This window comes from Asticcacaulis sp. SL142 (genome assembly GCF_026625745.1).
Classification (GTDB): domain Bacteria; phylum Pseudomonadota; class Alphaproteobacteria; order Caulobacterales; family Caulobacteraceae; genus Asticcacaulis.
Window position 1 is genome coordinate 1 of record NZ_CP113061.1, and the last position, 20,272, is coordinate 20,272.

Here is a 20,272-nt window from a genome sequence, read left to right on the forward strand (position 1 = left end):
TTCATGGATTTTATCTGTCGTGTTTAATTTTAAACTATTGATTTATTTAATATATTTTTGAGTTGTCATAAATACTTCAAGGTAATATTGTAATTGAGCGGAGTTTGGGGTTGTCCTGTTGGGGTTTCATTTAGGACGCTCATCTTTTTTATTTAATTCTACTCCGAGGGTTCTTGAATGCTTTCGAATAAGTGGCTTTTTGCCAGTGCGATAGCGCTTGGCTGTGGCTTGGCTGTGTCTGTACAGGCGCAGGAGGCGGTTTCAGAGCCGGTGGGTGAAGCTGAGGCCTCTGCAGAAGATGATGATCGTCGTCTTGACGTTATGAACTACCGGATTGAAGGCAATACGGTTCTGACGCGGATGGATATTGAGGGTGCGGTTTTGCCGTATCTGGGCCCGCAGCGGAAGGTATCTGATGTTGAGGCCGCGCGTCTGGCGCTGATGAAGGCCTATCACGCCAAGGGCTTTGAGACGGTTGATGTGCGCATCCCTGAGCAGGACGTGCGGGGCGGGATTATCCGGTTTGAGGTGGTTGAACTGAAGGTCGGGCGTCTGCGGGTTAATGACAGCCGTTACTTCTCGCCGGAAGATATCAAGGCGCAACTGCCGTCATTGGCTGAGGGCGGCGTGCCGAACTACAAGAATGTGGCCAGCGAGATCGCCGGGGCCAACAAGTCGGCGGATCGTATGGTTACGCCGACACTGCGGGCGGGTGATACGCCCGGCACGGTCGATGTCGATATCAATGTCGAAGATAAGCTGCCGCTGCATGGCTCAATTGAGATCAACGACCGGGCGTCAAGCCGCACCAAGCGGGCGCGCCTTTCGGCCGGCATCAGTTATGGCAACCTGTTCCAGATGGGCCATAGCCTGAACCTGCAGGCCCAGGTGACACCGGAGAAGCCGGAAGAATCGTGGGTGGTATCGGCCTCCTATGTGGCGCCTATCCGCGACACCCCGTGGACGATTGTCGGCTACGGCGTTCACTCAGACAGCGACGTGGCCGCTCTGGGCGGGATCAATGTTCTGGGGTCGGGCGATATTTTTGGTCTGCGGGGTATCTACACCAAGATCACCGGCGAGGCCGAGACGGCGCGGGTGCATCAGATTACGATGGGTATCGACTACAAGAGCTTCAAGGAAGATCTGGTTCTTGGAGACAGCACAGGCAAAACGCCGATCGACTATATTCCGCTGACTGTACAGTACACGCAGTCGCAGCGGACTGAGGATTTTGATTTTGACTTCAGCGTCGGGGTCAATCTGGGTCTGCGCGGACTTGACGCTACTAACAATGAGTTTGCGCTTAAGCGTTATGGTGCCAAGGCCAACTGGGTCGTTTTGCGCTCTGACGTGGGCTACCGGCACAAGTTTGACAATGACTGGCGCGCGGGTGCCAAGGTGGCGATGCAGTTTGCGGGTCGTCCGGTGATCTCGAACGAGCAGTTCTCGGCGGGCGGTCTTGATAGTGTCCGTGCCTTTTATGAAAGCCAGGACTTAGGCGACGACGGCATCTCGGTGCAGTTTCAGGTCGATACACCATCCTTCCATAAAAAAGCGGGGACATGGCTGAACGAGGCGCGGGCGTTTGCGTTTGCCGACGATGCGGCGCTGCGCATTTATAAGCCGCTGGCCGGTCAGGCTGAGACCACGGATCTGTCGAGCATTGGGGCGGGTATTACCGTGCGGGCGCTGGAGCGGCTTAACGCCTCGGTGCTTTTGGCGCACCCCTGACCAACCGTAAATCCGTAATCGAAGACATCGAAAACAACCTGCGTGTGCAGGCGCGCATCTGGAGCGAATTCTAATTCTAATTTTCTGAGCAACGCGAATTCTAATTTTTAGTGAGTGATGAGGACGGCTGATATGGCTTTCAAGAAGTTTTTAGTGGCGGCGGTGGCGGCGGCGGTATTGCCGACCTCGGCGATGGCGTGGTGGGATGAGGGCTATGCTGAGCGTCGTTCGGTCACGCTGAACGCCGGTGCGATCAAGGGGCTGACCTCTGAGGTTAAGCGCGCGCCGGTACTGGTGCGGTTGCACAGCGGGGTGCTTGATTTTACGCAAACCAAGCCCGATGGCAGCGATTTGCGCTTTGTGGCGGGCGACGATAAGGCGCCGCTGAACTACCACATCGAACGCTTTGATCCTCTGGCAGAGCTGGCGCTGATCTGGGTGGACGTGCCCACAGTGGCGCCCGGTGCCAACCAGACGATCTGGCTTTACTACGGTAACGAAACGGCCAAGCCGGTGTCGGATGCGGGCAAGACCTATGACGGTGAATATAGCCTGGTTCTGAACCTGAACGAGAATGCGGCGGTGCCGGTTGATCAGACGGCCAATGCCAATCGCCTGAGTGCGGCCAATACCAAGCCAACGCTGGAAGGCCTGATTGCCGGGGGGTTGAGCCTTAACGCCCAAAGCCAGGTGCGAGTGGCCCCCAGTGCGTCGCTCAATGTGCCCGCGGGCGGCAAGATGACGGTCTCGGCCTGGGTTAAACCGGCGGCCGGTGTGGCCGTGGCCGGAGATACCGTGCTCTACACCAAGCTGAGCGCGGGTGGGGAAGGGGCACCATCGCGCCTGACCGTCGGGCTTCGCGACGGTGCGCCTTTCGTGCGTCTGGGCGCCAATGAGGCGGTCGCGGCAACCCCTTTGCCGGAAGGCACCTGGGCCCATGTGGCGGCCACGGCCGATGGCGAGACGGTGACACTTTACGTCAATGGCGCACCCGCCGGATCGTTTGCCGCGGCCTTACCTGAACTGGGCGGCGAAGAGGTTATTGGTACAGTCTCAGGTGTCACGGGCTTTAGCGGCGATATCGACGAAGTTAATCGTGCCAATGCCGCCCGCTCGGCGGCCTATATCGCCCTTCAGGCCCAGTCTCAGGGACGCTCGTCCGGGTTTGCCACTGTGGCGACCGAGGCTGAGGATGCCGGTGCGGCTAATCACGACTACATGCGCATCCTGATCAGCGCCCTGACCCCGGATGCCTGGGTGGTGATCATTCTGCTGACGATCATGTCGGTGCTCTCCTGGATCATCATGGTCATGAAGGGGCAATTGTTTGGCCGCACCAACCGGGCCAACCGCAAGTTCCTTGAGATCTATCAGACGGCGACGCGCGGCCAGGGGGCTCATACGGGCCTGACCAATAAGGATCTGTCGTCGCAGCACCCTAACGCCTCTGTGGCGCGTCTGTTCTCGATCGGTCAGGACGAACTGCGCCAGCGGATGGCAGAGGCCAAAGATCTGGGCTCAAAATATGCCATTGCCCCGCAATCGGTGGCGGCGATCCGCTCCGCCCTTGATGCCGGCCATGTGCGCGAAGAACAGCGCCTGGCCAAGTGGATGGTGCTGTTGACCATTGCGATCTCCGGCGGTCCGTTCCTGGGCCTTTTGGGGACGGTCTTGGGGGTTATGATCACCTTTGCGGGTGTGGCGGCGGCCGGTGAAGTCAATATCACCGCCATCGCCCCGGGTATTGCGGCCGCTTTGCTTGCGACCGTGGCCGGTCTTGCGGTCGCGATCCCGGCCCTGTTTGGCTACAACTATCTGACCAGTCAGCTTGATAATATCTCCGCCGACAATCAGGTGTTTGTCGACGAACTGGAAAAGCGCATCGCCGAAACCTACCGCAACAGTGACCGGTAAGGGGCGCGTTTATGAAACTTCAATCCAAGCGTAAACCCTACGACGACATCAACATTACGCCGATGGTCGATCTGACCTTCGTGCTGCTGGTGATCTTCATCCTGATGACGACGGCCGCCATCCAGGGCGTCAAGGTCAACCTGCCCAAGGCGTCAAGCTCGTTTAGTCTGGCCCAGCCGACGACCAAGGCGATCACGGTCGATAGTGCCGGCCAGATCTATCTCGACACCTTTCCGGTGACGCTGGATGAGCTGGAATCCGAGTTGCGACCCTGAAGTCCACCACGCCGGAGTTTCCCGTGGTCATCAAGGGGGACCGTGTCTCTCAATATGGCCGCATCATGGAAGTTCTGGATGTGTGCGGTCGTGTCGGTATCACCCAGATCGGTCTGGTCAGCGAACGCGTACGGAGTTCGTAGGTCATGATTGAACCTCCCAAGTTCAGGCTGCGGGACAACGTGCCGGTGATCCTGCTGGGCGTGATTGTTCTGGCCGCCCTGGTTCTGGCCGTCATGTACTTATGGCCCAAGGGCGACGCGGTGCGCACGGAGCGGGTGATCCAGGAAATTGCCCTGGCCACCCCGCCACCGCCGCCGGAGCCGCCCAAGCCGGAAGAAAAGGTGATTGAGGAACCCGAAGAAGTTGCGCCGGTTGAGCAGCCTTCGCCGCAACCGCCGTCGCCCACGCCGTCTGAGCAGCCTTCAGACGCACCACCGTCACCCTCCACAGAAGCCGCCGGTCTCGACCGGCTGGCGGATGCGGGATCTGACAGCTTTCGCCTGAGCTCCGGCAAGGGCGGGGGCCTGTTTGGTCGCGGCGGCGGCGGGGGCGGCGGTGACTGGGATGCGGCGGTGGCCCTCCACATCACCCGCGCCCTGCAACGCGATCCGCGCACCCGAAGCGCCAAAGGCAGTGTCAGGGTGGCGGTCAATATCGATGCGAAAGGCCAGTTCACCTCAGCGCGTTTGTTATCCAGTACAGGCGATCCGGAGCTTGATGCGCACATCCGCGCGGTCCTGTCCGAGATCGCTCCCATGAGCCGTGGGCGTCCGCCCGGCATTAGCGGTTCGACCAATCTCACTATCAATCTGAAACGATCCGCCGGTTAAGCCGCGCGACTTAAAGGAAACCTGACCATGTCTCTTCGTACCTCCCTTTTTGCCGGCAGCGCCTTGCTCCTGTCGCTGGCGGTCACCACACCGGCCCTGGCTCAGTCCAGCGATGTCGGCATTGAAATCCTGCAGTTGCTGGTCGATGAGGGGGTTATTCCTCATGCCAAGGCTCAGGAGATCCTGACCAAGGCCCGCCAGGCTGATGCCGCCAAGCGCGAAACTGAGGCCGCCAAGACCGCCTCCACGACCATTGACGTCGCCTATGTGCCGGAAACCGTGCGCGCGCAGATCAAGGCTGAGGTCAAGCAGGAAGTGGTCGCTCAGGCCAAGTCCGAAGGTTGGGTGGCACCCAACACTCTGCCGGATTGGGTGGACCGCATCAAGATCAGCGGCGACTTCCGCGCCCGCTTCCAGAATGAAGACTTCCCGACCTCGGTCATCACCAACGGGATCGTGGTCGAAGGCAACCCGCCGGTATTCCCGAATGCCGCCGCTATCAACCGCGCCGGTGGCGTTAATATCGCTGACGGCTTTCCTTTGTTGAACTCAACCATCGACCGTCGCCGTTCCAACTACCGCGCCCGTCTCAAGTTCGAGGCGGACATTAATGACAAGGTGTCGGTGGGCTTACGTCTGGCGTCGGGCAATGACAACAATCCGGTAACGACCAACACCAGCTTTGGCGACTACTTCTCCAAGGATGAAATCTGGATCGATCAGGCCTATGTCAATGTCAAGCCGATCAAGGGCCTGACCCTGACGGCGGGCCGGATGCCCAATCCGTTCTACGCGACCGATCTGGTCTGGGATGCGGACATCAATCTTGAAGGTCTGGCTGTGTCTGGTGACTATGGCTTTAATGACAGCCTGAAGATCTTTGGCACGGCGGCGGTTCTGCCGTTGCAGGAGCGCGAAATCTACGACGACAGCTACCTCTATGCCGCGCAGGCCGGTGTCGGCGGCCAGTTTGCCAGCCAGTTCGGCTACAAGGCCGCCGTCAGCTATTACGACTTCAGCAATGTTCAGAGCACGGTCAATGCGCCGAACTCGCGCCTGACCGACTGGTCAGCGCCGAAGTACCTGTCCAAGGGCAACTCACTGGTCAATCTGCGCACCGATGGCACGACCTTCCTCGCGGGTCTGGCCTCCAAATATGAACTGATGGCGTTTACCGGTCAGCTTACTTACGGCACAGGGCCGCGTCAGTACCGCCTCTCCGGCGAAGTGGTCAAAAACCAGGGTCACGACACGGCGGAACTGCTGGCCCTGGGCCTGCAGGACTCCGGCGATACCGGTTATCAGATCCGCTTTGATGCCGGTTATCCGGTTGTCTCTGAGCGTAACCAGTGGCGGGTAGCGGCAGCCTTCAAGCATGTCGAAGCCGATGCGGTTCTGGACGTGTTTACCGACTCCGACTTCGGCCTCGGCGGCACCGACAGCGAAGGCTACATCCTTGAGGGGGAATACGGCGTCTATAAAAACTCAAGCGTGAGCGCGACCTGGCTGTCGTCGGACTCGATCGACGGCCTGCCGTTCTCGGTCGATGTCCTGCAACTCAACTTCAACACCCGCTTTTAAGGAGGGATGATCATGACCTTTCTCTCCAAACTTCTCATGGTATCGTCGGCCCTTGTGGTGATCTCAGGCGCGCCCGCCTACGCTCAGACATCGCCGGCCCCCAAAACCGTGGCCCAGCTTGAGGCCGATCTGCGCCAGCAGACCACGGTGGCCAGTAACGCCCGTCAGGAAGTCGAGCGCCTGCGGGCGGAACTGGCTCTCAAGGACGAACTGATCGCCCTTGGGGTTCAGCGTAATGCTGAACTCTATGCGATTGCCTCCGAGATCGCCGACAAGGGTCTGAGCAAGCACTCGTTAGAGCCCTTCGTGCAGGCCCAACGCGTCAAGATGGAAAACCTCAAGCAGTCCTATGAGGATCGTCTGCGGGCCGCGCGTGTCTACGACACCACCCTGCCACCCAGCGTTCAGGCCCGCATGGAACAGGATCTGGCCAAACCCAAAACTGATGGCGCGGGTTCTGAGTAACCGCGCCGCTACCCCTGATATGTTCGCCATATAATTTTTGATTACAGGAAGTCTTCCATGTCCCGCATCGCCGCCTCCGCCCGTACCGGTCTGACCGGTTCACGCCGGCTTAAAGCCAGCGCCAGCCTGATGGTTCTGGCTCTGGCTGCCAGCGTCTCGTCCGCCAGTGTCTCGCCCGCCCTTGCCGCGGAACCCTTTGCCAACATGGTGGGCATCCAGGCCGGACGGATCATCGGCACCGGGCCTAATGCGCAGGTCGCTCAGTGGACCGGCGCCAACGCCCCGGTCATCGGCACGGACGTGGATGGCCGCGCGCTCATGACCATCCAGCAGACCCAGGCCAAGGCCCTGCTCGACTGGGAAGACTTCCGCCTGCAAACCAATGAAGTGCTGGAGTTCCAGCAGCAGTCGGCCGACTGGATCGCCGTCAACCGCGTCCACGGCAATCAGGCGGCCGAAATCAATGGCGAAATCAGGGCCATCGGTAAGGTCTTTGTCCTCAACGACAACGGCGTCCTCATCGGCAAAGACGCCAAGATCAACACCCGCACCCTCGTCACCGGTCAGGGCGTCTCTGACGTCCTGATCGACGGCAAAACCACAACCCTCGTCCAGTCCAGGGAAAAAGCCATCCTCGACTGGTCCGACATGTCCTTGCAGGCCGGTGAAGTCCTCAAGTTCCAGCAGCAAAAATCAGACTGGGTCGCCCTCAACAGGTCTTATAATGCCGACAAAACCGTTCTGGCCGGGGATGTCAAAGCCGATGGCCACATCTATCTGGTCGCGCCCCGCGGTCTTGTGGTTGACGGCAAGATCAATGCTCAGCAAGTCGTTCTCTCGTCGCTGTTTATGCGTAACGATCAGTTCCTTGGTGACCCTGATCAGGCGTCGGCCACCGGCGGGTTGATTTCCTATACCCGGCGTCAGGAGCAGGGCTCAAACATGAACCCGACCTTCAGTAATACTGATTTGGCCGGTTTTGACCTCAATCCAAACGGCGAGGGCTATAATCCGCTGGGTTGGAAAGACACGATTATAAGCTTCAACGGGACTCAGTATGGTGCCGGTCCCTACTACAACGTAACCAAGCCCGGACCAGAAATTGTCGATGCCAATGATCCGCTGAAGTACAATGTCACCATCGGCAAGACCGGCTCGGTCACCACGGGCAAGTTCGGTAAGGTGATGCTGTTCGGCCCGAAGGTCACCAATCTCGGCCAGATCAACATACAGGATGAGGGCCAGGTCATTATGGCCGCCGGTGAAAACGTCTGGTTGCAACCCGCGGGTTCCGGGATGTTGGCCGCCGGAAATGGCCGGCTGGATGCCTATGTCGGGGCTTTTTATCCGCTGGGCGTATCCTTGGGGAATATTCCCTATTATCGTGGCCCGCAGCGGGCCAATACAGAAGAGTGGCGCGCCTTTTATTCGCTGCTTCTGGGCCGGAATATCGCGCTGAATCAAAACCTGAGCACGGCCGACTTTAACAAGCTTTACGCCGCCGGTTATGTTTTCGTAAATGGCCAATATGTCTATCAGCCTAGCCTGATTGAGACCTATGTCCGCAACAATCAGGCGCAGCGTGCGCAAACCTATACCGCGCGCAACGAAGGCATAATTACTTCAAAACGTGGCGGCAGCGTGGTGATGCGCGGCCTGAATCTGGAGCAGATGGGGGCCATCGACATGACCTCCACCGCTCTGTTCCGCAGTGACATCAGTCTGTTCGCGTCGGTCTGGGACTGGCGCGGCGGGCCGGGGACCGAATCCGATGGCCGCGCCGATGCTGTGCCGGGGCACGGTACGGTCGTGTTCGGTGAGGGCAGCCTGACCCAGATCACGCCTGACCTCGACTCTACAGACAAGATCCCGGTTTCTTCCGGGGCTCAAAGCGTTGGCCAGGTCAAGATCAACGCCCGCAGCGTCCACATGCAGGAAGATTCGATCATTCACATGCCAAGCGGCAATATGAATGTCCTGCTCGATGCCGGGGCTCATATCTTTGACAACAATCTCGGCGCGGGTGCCAATCAGGGCAACGAAGACGGCACGCGCTTTTTGATGGAGCGCGGGGCGACCATCGATCTGTCTGGTTGGGAAACCACGCTTGAGATGGGTTACCATCAGGTAACGGGTAAGCTCTATGCCGCGCAACTGGCTGACTCGCCGCTGCAACGTGACGGCGCGCTGTATCGTCAGGAAATCTCCGTCGATCGCCGCTATGGGACCAATCTGGCCAACTGGCAGGGTCTTGATAATTTGTCACAAGGCACGCTGGGTCAGTTCCTGACCAATGGCGGTACGCTCAACATGGATATCGGCGATGACTTCATCATGAAGTCAGGCTCGGTGATCGACGTGTCGGGCGGGGTGACGACCTATAAGGACGGCTATGTCTACACGACCTTGCTGCGTCGTCTGGATGGCTCGATCATCGATATCCGCGAAGCTGACCCGGATGAGCTCTATATGGGGCTGGCCAATCAATGGACGGTTTATGACACCAAGTGGGGCAAGCAAACCACCTACAATATTCCGTTGATGACGGCGACCCAAGGCAAGTTCGAGACCAGCTATCAGCACGGTGGCACAGGCGGTAAGGTTGACATTATGGCTCCTGACAGCGTGCTGCAGGGTACGCTGAAAGGCGAAACCGTTACGGGCCGGTATCAGCGTCAGGCGGGCACCATACCGACTGGCGGGGCGTTTATCCTTAATAATGCCGGGGAATCCGAGGGCGAGTATGTCAGCAACAATATCCTGATCACCGCACGCGAAACGGCCCTTAATGCCAATTTTGGCTTTAAAGACAAGCTGAGCGACACCTACGGCGAACTGTTCGGGGTGGAGTTTGACGCGGCCACGGATCCGATCAGCAGCGATAAGATACGTAGCGACAACACCACTCTGGTGTCGGCAGACTTTTTCAACCGTTCCACTATGGGCAGCTATGCCCTTAATCAGGTCGGGGTCTCAGGGGATCATGTTGCGGTTCAGGTTGAAGAGGGTGTGAACCTGAACCTGAAAAACGGGGCCTCGTTTAGCCTGGCGGCAGACCAGCGCATAGAGTTTTTAGGCTCCATCCGCACCGAAGGCGGTGACGTTTCCTTAAGCGGTATGTCGCTGACATTGGGCGGCAGCACCAAGATCGACACACGCGGATCATGGTACAGTGATTACGAAATCGATCAGTACATAGCCCTCGATACCCTGCCACGTATTCATGGCGGGGATATCACGCTATCGGCCAACGGCGATCTTTTGAATAATGCCGACAATGTCGGACTGGTGCTGCCGGACACGGTTGTGCTGGACTTGAGCGGCGGCGCCTGGGTGGAGCGCAGCGGCAAACTCAATGGCGGCAAGGGGGGTAATCTCACTATCAATGCTCTGTTGGCTGAGAAGGATGAACTGGATCTTAGCGGCTTGCCAAGTGCACGGGCTTACGGTCTGGGTGGGAACGGCGCGTTCAGCCTGACCTTTGGTGACGCCATCATTATTGGCGCAGCGCTGCCAGTTGCTGATGAGGAGGCCACCGGGCGGCCACCACTTTTGTTTACACCGGATTTCTTTGAAAACAGCGGGTTCTCGGCGATCAACCTGATCGGCAAGTCGGTTGAAGTGCTGGACGGTGTGCAGGTTCACGCCACCAGTGCGTCGCTTCAACTGAAAGAACCGGCACCGCTTAGCGGCAAGCCACCCGCGTTCTGGGCCCCGTCGGGCACTGATATCTATGACGTGGCCGAAGCCCGTTATCTGGCGCCTGAATTGCGCAGCCCGTCTCTGCGTAGCGGCATGGCGATCAATCTTAGTGCGCAGGGCGTGACTGCAGGTGCAGAACTGGGCGACGTCCGTATCGGTGAAGGCAGCCTGTTGGCCACTGAAGTGGGCGGCAAGATTTCCCTGCGCGGCAATACAACGGTCGCCGGGACTATTCTGGCCCCGGCAGGCGCGATTAGCCTGTCATCAAATGCAACCACAGGAAATTTTGTTCATGTGACGCCGACGGGTAGCCTTTTGGTGCCGGGCGTGGCGATGATCACCTCGCGCAATGTGGTCGCGGGACGTGAACTGATTAATGGTGAGATCTATGATGGCGGCAAAATCACGCTGACCGCCAATGAAATCAAGCTCGACCAGGGCTCAAAGCTTGATGTGTCGGGCACGGCGGCCACCTTCGATCTGCAGGACAGCAATCGCAGAGGTCTGTATACCCCGGTAACGCTGGCCTCCAATGGTGGCGCTATCGAAATCAATGGTCAGCGCCTGGCGATCAATGACACGACCTATAAGGCTAATGCGGGCGGTGCCGGTGCCCGCGGCGGCAGCCTGACGCTGAACTGGACGGTGCAACTTGGCGGCGGAGGTAACACGGGCGGCACCACACCGACATCGGTGCTTGAGCAACTGGAGCAGTATGTTGAGTGGGGCTATGTCACCGACAAAGACTTTAACCCAATCACCAGTCTTTATGGCATCGATCTGAGCACCATAGGCTGGGAATATTTTGTCGGGCCGCTCGATTTCCCGCCGGGCTATGTGCTGAATAGCCGGGCAGAGGCCGTGGCGCTGTTTGACGCCTATGGTGCGGCGGCGGCCGGGCCCGCGCCGATGCTTATCATTGGCGAGACATTCTCCGGTGGCGGCGGCGGTGCGCCGGACATGCCGAGTGCCTTGCTAGAACTGTTCACAATGGTCGGTTATCAACCACCGACGCCGTCAACCGAAGCGCCTATCATCACCACCCTGTCACCGGATAAGATTGCGGCGGGCGGCTTCTCGGCCCTGACCATTAACGCCTCTCCGGGTGTTGTGTTTAATGGCGATGTCAATCTGGGCGGTAAAAAAGCTGACGGCTCCTATATCTTTGATACGCTGAATATCAACGCCAGCCAGATTGTCGGTAATACTGGCTCAACTGTGCGGCTTGAAGCGGGCGTCGTGGGCCTGGGTCAAAACGAAAACATCCTGCCCATGGCGAGCTATGGATCGCTGCTGGGCATAGACCCGGCCGGTCAGGGCACGACGATCACCGTCTCAGCAGGCACTCTGCTTCAGGTCGGCAATGCCAGCTTCCATGGCTTTGAAGATACCCGTCTGAACTCCGGTGGCGATATCCGCTTTGCGGGTCTCAGACTGGCGACAAATCAGGCGCCGGCAGGGTCGCTCTATTCAGCCGGTAAACTGACGCTCAAAGCCGATCAGGTCTATGCCGGTACGGGGCGTATTTTTTCGGTGACCTCGGATACCGCCATTGAAATTCTGGCTCAGGATGATGGCGGGCCGATCAATGACAGCCCTTACGAAGCGGCGGCCAAACTGACGTTGAAGGCCCCCACCATCATTCAGGGCGGCACATTGCGCTCGCCTTTGGGCACCCTGACCCTGGAAGCCTATGATAACGGCACGCAAGGATCAGGTGATCTGATCTTTAAGGCTGGCAGCCTGACCTCGGTGTCGGGTGACGGCAAGTCGATCCCTTATGGTTATACCGCTAACGGCGATAGCTGGACCGATCCGTTTACCGGTCTTGAACTGACCAACCTGCCGACCAAGGCACTAAACCTGACCGCAGATAAGGTCGATCTGCAAGCCGGATCCGAAATCGACGTCTCCGGTGGCGGTGATCTGTTTGCCCGCGAATTTGTTCCCGGGGTAAACGGTACGCTTGACTGGCTGACCGGCTATCGCGACGTCGATTACAACTGGGTTTCGGACCCCGGCAGTATCTATGCGGTTATCCCTGATTTTGAGGGCAATATAGCGCCGCTGGGCTTTGGCTCATCGCAGATCGGCATAGGCGACAAGGTCTATCTGTCTGGTGGCTCCGGCCTTAAGGCGGGCTACTATACGCTTCTGCCGGCGGAGTATGCGCTCATGCCGGGCGCTTACCGGGTCACCGCCCAGCACCGCTACAGCAACAGCTTCGTCGATGCCAGCCTGGGCACCAGCCGCCAACTGACGGATGGCTCATCGGTGCAGGTAGGCTATGTGGTCGCCGGGGCCTCCGGGGCGCGTGATCAGCGCACCCAGGGCTTTCATGTGATGTCAGGCCAGACCCTGCGCACACGATCATTCTATCGCGAGACCAGCGCCAATACCTTCTTTGTGTCGGATGCGTTCCTCAAGAAAGCTCTGCGCACCAACCGTCCGGTTGGCGAAGTGCCGCGCATCCCGCTTGATGGTGGCTCGGTGGTCTTCAAAGTGGCCGAAACCCTCAACCTCGATGGTAAACTGATTTCGGGTGCGGCCAGTGGTGGTCGCGGTGGTTTCGCCGACATCGCCTCATCCAAAGTGGTCGTGGCGGGCACAAATACCGATCTGTCGCAATATGACGGCTACCTGGTGCTCAAAAGCGATCAGTTGTCGGCCTTCGGGGCGGACAGCCTTTTGATCGGCGGCACGCGCCAGCAGGGCGCCGTCAATATGGAGCTTTCGGTATCGGGGACAGACATCGTTGTCGATAATACCGGCTCGGTGCTGTTTGGCCCGGAACTGTTGTTTGCCTCTACCGGTAATATCGACGTCAAGGATGGCGCAAAGCTTGAAACGCGCGGCAAGATCAGTGGTGTGTCCGGCGATCTGCGGGTGCTGGCCAATATCGCGGCCCTCATCGATAACAACGGCACACCCACGGACCTCAATGACGACATAACCATTCATGGTGTGCTGGATCAGGGCACCGTCCTGCGGTTATCATCCGGCGATCAGGTTGATATACTGCGCGATACCGACGCGGTTAATGCCGCCAATGCGCTTCGTAATGATCCGGCAGCGCTTGCGATCGTTAACAGCCAACGCGTTGCCAAGGGGCTGGCACCCCTCGACCTCAGGCAGGGCCTATTGACCATTGCCGATGGCGCGTCACTCAAGAGCAGTCGCTCGGTGGCCCTCGATGCGACGAACAATACCCGTCTGGGCAATCTGGTGACGCTTGAGACCCAGCAACTGAGTGCCTCGGCCTCACGGGTCAGCATTGGGGCGGTGCCGGCGGGTGTCGATGGGCTGATCTTTGCCGATGGCTCACTGGGCGCTCTGGCTAAGGCCGCTGATCTGACGCTCAAGTCGTATTCGACACTTGATCTTTACGGCGGTGTTACGTTGGCGGCAACGGGCGCTTTACGTCTTGATACCGGTGAGGTGCGGGTGATTGACGCTAACAATCAGCCGACGACCCTTAAGGCGCAAACCCTGACCCTGACCCATACCGGCAGCGCTAAGTCAGTTGCGACGACGGGCTCTGCGTCACTGATACTTGATGCCACCAATGTCTACTTCGAAGGCAATGATAAGTGGCTGTCGGGTATTAATAATCTGAGCATCACGGCGCGCGAGCGGGTGATCGGTCGTGACGACGGTACGCTTTATATCCCCGGCGCACTGTCCGTTACGGCCGCGGGGCTGACGACCGAGAGTGGCGCGCGTCTGTTCTTTGATGCCACGGGGGCGATCAATGTCACGTCAACTGCCAATGCTACCCTTCCGGCGTTCCAGTCCTTCGGCGGCACACTGGGTCTGACCGGGGCTTCGGTCACCTATGCCGGTCAGTCACGCCTGACGGGCGGCACCATAAACCTTCAGGCCCGTACCGGCGATGTAGTGCTGGCCCAGGGCGCGATATTGGATGTCACCTCTAATGCCAGCCAGTTCTTCGATAAGACGGTGGGTGTGGGTGCAGGTTCGGTCAATCTTGTGGCTGATCTGGGCGATGTCAATCTGGGCACAGGCTCATTGATCGACGTTTCGGGCTCTGCCGCAGGCGGTGATGCCGGTACGCTGACAATCAAAACCGGCGTTGGCGAGGCGATCCTGAATGGTACGCTGAAAGGCACATCGGCTGCGGGTTCACGCGGCGGTTCGTTCAACCTGCTGACGCAGTCCCTGACCAATTTCGGCACCTTTAATACGGTGCTTGATACGGGTGGCTTCCGCCAGTCGCGCCGCTTTGAGATCAACTCAGGCGATGTGACGGTTGATGGCACCGTCAATGTGCAGGACTTTGCGGTCATCGCCAATGACGGCTCCGTCAATGTCACCGGCACAGTTAAGACGACCGGTGATAATGGTGGCCGCATTCAGGTATCCGCGGCGGAGAACGTGACCGTATCCGGCACCGGTAAATTGCTGGCCAGCGCCAATGCGACCGGCGGTGCAGGCGGCACGGTCATTGTTGAAACCACAGGACGTAACGGCGGGCAGATCAGCACTCAGACCGGTTCGGTCATCAATGTCAGCGGCACGGGTGAGGGCGGGCGTCTGGTCCGTTTCCGCGCCCCGCAAGTCGGCAACGATGTCGCCATCGGTCAACTGGCCGGGACGATCACCGGGGCGCGTTCGGTTCTGGCCGAAGGCTTCAAGGTCTATGATGGAGTTTCTATCATCGATCAGGGTGTGATCACTCAGGTGTCTAATGACGCCACGGCCTTTATGACGGCGAACGGCACGGCCATTCGCAATCGTCTGGGGGCAGGCGTTACGCTGGTGGCCGGTATTGAACTGCGCAGCGACAGCGATATGGAGCTTAAAGACGCCTGGGATCTGTCGGGTCTGCGCTTTGGCGGTGCGGCCGGGGTTCTGACCCTGCGGGCGGCGGGTGATTTGCTGATCAATGCCAACCTGAGTGACGGGTTCAATGGCGACCGCTTACTGGACGGCGAAAGCTGGGCCTTTAACCTGACGGCGGGTGCCAATACCCAAAGCCCGGACACCCTGGCCGTGCTTAGCGCCGGTCAACTGGCGGCGGGTAAGGGCTCAGTGAAGATCGGCGGCACCGCTGATACGCTCGAATACTTCTATGACCCGGCCTATGGCAATGAAAACCGGCTGTATGTGATCGGTGAAGATGGCCGGTTCGTAAATGATCCTTCCGGTGGTCGCGAACAATTCCTTGAACTTCAGCGCGACGCCGCGACGGGCAAATATATTCACCCCATCACGGGCGAACTGATCGAAAAAGATCCGGTCACCGGCGACTATGCTGACACAGGCATTTATGCCCGCCGTCCGCTGCCGTGGCTGTTCGGTATTTACCGGGCCGACGGTTCATCGGGCAATGGCGGTCTGGATGGCAATGGCAATCCACGCGGCGGCTTTGATCCACGCGAATATCAGCAATGGGATAATTCGACGGGCTATGTGGTTCGCACCGGTACGGGTGCGATCAATGTCGCCTCGGCGCGTGATCTGGTGCTTCAGGAACGGGCGTCGGTCATCTACACAGCGGGTAAAAACGCCGCACCTCTGGCAGGCTTTTATGTGCCAACGGGTTCCTTGCGTATTTCCACCAGCAATGACACGCCGATCCTGACGCTGCGAACCGTCCAGTACGGCGAAGGCGGCGGCGATGTTACCTTGCGGGTCAGTGGCGATATCCTCGCCAGTTCGCAGACTCCGCAATTGCCGTCCGGCTATCTGTTCCAGCGTCGAAGCCTAGATGAGACGACCGGATTGTTCGCGTCTGCCCCTGACCGTGCGTATGATCAGACGTCATGGTGGGTGGATTACAGTCTGTTCCAGGGCGGTATCGGCGCTTTGGGTGGCGGTAATATCGCCATCGACGCGGGCGGTGACATCGATAATCTCGGCGTCAGCATCCCCAACAGCGGCCGCGTGACCGGCAACACCGGATCAGGTGATGCCATTGCCTTGACCTTGACCGGCGGCGGCAATCTCAGCCTGAGAGCCGGCGGTAATATCAAGGGCGGCGTTTTCTATGTCGCCGACGGCAAGGGTGACCTCACCGCGGGCGGCAGCTTTACGGCGGGCTCAAAGGCCAAGGTCTATTACGATCCGTCCTGCACGTTCTCCAACAGCCCGACCTGTTACCTGCACTATGATCCGCGCGGCAAAAGCCCTGAATACGACGTTTATTCGATGTTCTTCACCTCATCGGGTCAGTTCGACATCAAGAGCGGTGGCGATCTGAATATCGACGGGGTCATGGACCCACTGCTGGCAGGCTCAGTGTCTGAATACCGTGGTTTTAACTTCCTCAGCTACACCGACGAAGCCAGTGTGCGCCTGTTCTCAGCGGGCGGTGACGTCAATGTCTGGAACAACGGCCTCAACACCTCGATTGCTTTCTATAGTTCCGGCAGCAATGTGCCTAATCCGGGCGCGGACCCCCTGTGGTACTACGGTCGTATTGATGCGATTGATGACGGTCGGGATTCCATGGCCTGGGATCTGCGCCCCTCCAGTTTCAGCGCGATCGCGGCTACCGGCGATGTGCGGATTGTGGGCGGCATGATGCTGATGCCATCGGCCAAGGGTAATCTTGAGCTTTTGGCGGGTAATAACGTCATCATTGGCTATGGCACTCAGTCGGAGCAGGGACGAAATGCTGAGCGTGGCCTTGATGGGGCGTACTTCACCAGCCAAAGAGACGTGGAGAAAAACCAGCGCGGGGCGACCATTTATGAAGGCATCTTCATGAGCCAGGCCGATATGACCTATCTGCCAACGCCGACCAATTCGGTATCGTTCGTCAGAAATATAGACCGGGTACATCTGCGCAGCGCCGGGGTTGGCAATACCTACTTAGGCGTACGGCCGTTCTCGGTTGATGCCCTGCCGGATCTGCATGCCGGTGATCATGAGCCTGTGCGGATATATGCTGCCAAGGGCGATATCGTTACTGCCGGACGCACCGTTATGAACCTGCCCAAGCAGGCCTGGTTCCAGGCGGGTGGAAATATCTACTTCCCGTCTTATGACATCCAGCACAATAACCCGAATGACCTTAGTCTGGTGCGAGCCGGTAAGGGGATCTACTTTGATATCTCCGGCCAGTTTGGAAACTCAAATGACAGGATTGTGGACTCATACGGGCATCTGACCGTTTCCGGCCCCGGCCGTCTTGAGGTCGAAGCCGGCACGGACATCTATCTGCCGAGCAACAGCTACGGGATCAGCAGCCGACGTATTACCTTAGAGCCGGGTGCGCAGTTCTGGAAGCCGGAAGAGAAGGCGGCCGACATCGCTATCTCGACCGGGTTCAACCAGACGCCGTCCTATGCCGCGTTTGAGGACGCCTACCTCAATCCGGAAAAAGCCGGTGAGATGGCGGATTACCTCAAGGATGACAGCGGCAAGTCGCTCTACCTGTTTGACCGCGACTATGACCGCGCCAAGGGGGCCACCGGTGAGTTTGCCGTTCCGGAACCGCGTGAGGGTCTGGTCAACTATGTCCGTCGTTTACAAGGGCTTGCGCCGCTGAAAACACGGGCTGAAGAGGTCGCGTACCTCGACACCGCCTGGACCTACTGGAAGGCTCTGCCGACCGACTACAAGACGCCGTACTTCCGCAGCGTCCTGTTCCTGGAACTGCGCACCACTGGGCGCGAAGCCAATGACGCGGACAATGAACGCTATAACACTACCTTCCGCGGTTATAAGGCGATTGAGACCCTGTTCCCCGGTGCTCAAAAAGAGACCATTGAAACTCTGGTTGAAGGTGAATCGCTCTGGAAAGGTGACTTTGAAACCTATGCCAGCCGGGTCATCTCCAGCGGCGGCGGCAAGATAGAGTTCGTCATTCCTGGCGGTGCTATGACTCTGGCTAATGTCTCGGCCCAGCCAAGTGAGACTGGTCAGCCGACCCTTGACCCGGCGACGGGCAAGCCAGTGCAGGTCTATAATCCGAACACCGGAATATATGAAGACGACCGGGGCAACGCCCAACGGGCCGGGATTCTGACGACCGATGGCGGTGAGATCAATGTTCTGTCTCATTCCAGTGTGACCCTAAATCAGTCGCGCCTGCTTACGGCAAAGGGTGGCAATGTCATGATCTGGTCGTCATGGGGCGATATCGCGGCGGGTAAGGGCGCACAGACCTCGCTCAGCCCGGCCTTCTTTGACTATGGCCTGGACCTTCTGGCGCGGATGAAGCGTGAGCCCGCAGGTCTGCCGACCGGGGCCGGTATCGGCACCTTGTCCACTCAGGACGGCACACCGCCCGCCGACGTCGATTTGATCGCACCGGCCGGGGTGGTGGATGCCGGTGATGCCGGTATCCGTGTCGCGGGCAACTTCAACGTCTTCGCGATTGAAGTTCTGGGTGCCGATAACATCGATGTCGGTGGGGTAACATCAGGTCTGCCGGTGCCGCCGGCCGCACCGCCGACCTCGCTTGATATCGGTTTGTCGTCGACAAACGATCTTGTGGCCAAGTCTCTGAAGGATGCGATCTCAAACGTTCAGAAGGACAAATCGATCGTGCCGCCATCGCTGATCGAAGTGAAGGTGACCGGCTATGACGAAGACGCCTGCGGTACTGACGAAAACCCATGTCCCGATGAAAACAACGTTCAGCCACAAGCGTCGGTTTCCAGTGAGGCGCCTGCCTTTACACCGGTCAAGGTCGCCGTGCGTTATGTCGAACCACGCATCGACTTCAAACTGCCAGCCCTGATGCTGGACGATGCCATCCGCAGCGTGGGCCAGTTTTCCGGAATGACGATCATCTACGACTCGGCAGTTTTACGAAACCGTATGGCGCCTGCCTTAACGGGCAAGATGACCGCTGGTGAAGCGCTGGAGCGTCTGCTCAAAAATGAAGGGCTCACCGCCATTCGTGTCGGGCCGCGCTCCATCCGTCTGGAGCGGGTTCAGGGTTGAAAAGAAAAATAAGCCGGTGGCCGCAGTCTTGCGGCCCCGGTGATATCTCAAGTTTATGTAGGAATTTTTTATGTCTGATACTGTCACCAATCCGTCGGGTCTGCCTCTGTTTTACCAAAAGCCGCAACCGCTGGCGTCCGGCATACACGGGGCGTTGCGCATCAAGGACGGCGACTATGGCTTTGCCGCCGATACCGCCTGTATTCCTTTGATGCTCAGCGAATTTGCCTTTGCCGCGCGCGATTATCCGGTTCTGTTTGCGGTGCAGACCCTGGCACCGGTCGCCCTGATGGGACTGAAAAACCAAAACCTGTTCGTAAGCGACGGGGCCTGGGACGAAGACGCCTATATTCCGGCCTATGCCCGCAGGTATCCGTTCAGCACCCTTCGCCTTGAAGAGGACAAGGGCTTTGCCATGGTCATCGACATCGCCAGCCCACGGGTTAGCGATAATGCCGACGAAGGCATAGCCCTGTTTGAAGGTGATGAACCGTCGGCTTACACCAAACAGGTTCTGGCTTTTTGTGAGCAATTTCACGCCGATGCCCTGATGACCGAGGCCTTTAGTGCGGCCCTGAAAGCGCAGGATCTCCTGATTGAGCGCCGCGCCGATGTTGTGCTGCCCAATGGCGAAAAGCTGGGCGTCAATGGCTTTCTGGTTATTGATCCTGAACGCTTCTCAGCCTTGGACGAAAAGCTTGTCATGGAATGGCATCGTAAAGGCTGGCTGGGTCTGATTCACTTCCATCTGGCCTCGCTGGAGCGCTTTCAGAATCTTCTGAAGCGTCAGTCACGACGCCCGAATTCACCTGATACACAAGACAAAGCCGCTTAATTTTTAGGAAAACA

The 20,272-nt window shown here is 58.6% G+C and carries 9 protein-coding genes; all 9 read left to right on the plus strand.

Going from position 1 to position 20,272, the window contains the following annotated elements:
* Window positions 1-177 precede the first annotated feature (177 nt).
* Entirely contained in the window at window positions 178-1,734 is a 1,557-nt protein-coding gene (locus tag OVA03_RS00005; protein ID WP_267526202.1) for a ShlB/FhaC/HecB family hemolysin secretion/activation protein, read from the plus strand.
* A gap of 132 nt (window positions 1,735-1,866) precedes the next feature.
* Window positions 1,867-3,648, plus strand: coding sequence for a MotA/TolQ/ExbB proton channel family protein (locus OVA03_RS00010; RefSeq protein ID WP_267526203.1), 1,782 nt, complete (start codon window positions 1,867-1,869; stop codon window positions 3,646-3,648).
* Between the two features lie 11 nt (window positions 3,649-3,659).
* Window positions 3,660-3,923: an ExbD/TolR family protein gene (locus OVA03_RS00015; RefSeq protein WP_267526204.1), complete on the plus strand. Its 264-nt coding sequence runs from the start codon at window positions 3,660-3,662 to the stop codon at window positions 3,921-3,923.
* A 23-nt stretch (window positions 3,924-3,946) separates the two neighbouring features.
* A complete protein-coding gene (locus tag OVA03_RS17010; RefSeq protein ID WP_420710446.1) occupies window positions 3,947-4,066 on the plus strand; it encodes an ExbD/TolR family protein in 120 nt (39 codons plus the stop codon).
* Window positions 4,067-4,069: 3 nt separating this feature from the next.
* Window positions 4,070-4,756: an energy transducer TonB family protein gene (locus OVA03_RS00020; RefSeq protein ID WP_267526205.1), complete on the plus strand. Its 687-nt coding sequence runs from the start codon at window positions 4,070-4,072 to the stop codon at window positions 4,754-4,756.
* Between the two features lie 27 nt (window positions 4,757-4,783).
* Entirely contained in the window at window positions 4,784-6,337 is a 1,554-nt protein-coding gene (locus OVA03_RS00025; RefSeq protein WP_267526206.1) for a putative porin, read from the plus strand.
* 12 nt (window positions 6,338-6,349) lie between these two features.
* Complete coding sequence (locus OVA03_RS00030) at window positions 6,350-6,802, plus strand: hypothetical protein (RefSeq protein WP_267526207.1); 453 nt, start codon at window positions 6,350-6,352, stop codon at window positions 6,800-6,802.
* 57 nt (window positions 6,803-6,859) lie between these two features.
* Entirely contained in the window at window positions 6,860-19,423 is a 12,564-nt protein-coding gene (locus OVA03_RS00035) for a filamentous haemagglutinin family protein (RefSeq protein WP_267526208.1), read from the plus strand.
* Window positions 19,424-19,493: 70 nt separating this feature from the next.
* Entirely contained in the window at window positions 19,494-20,258 is a 765-nt protein-coding gene (locus OVA03_RS00040) for a SapC family protein (RefSeq protein WP_267526209.1), read from the plus strand.
* Window positions 20,259-20,272: the final 14 nt, after the last annotated feature.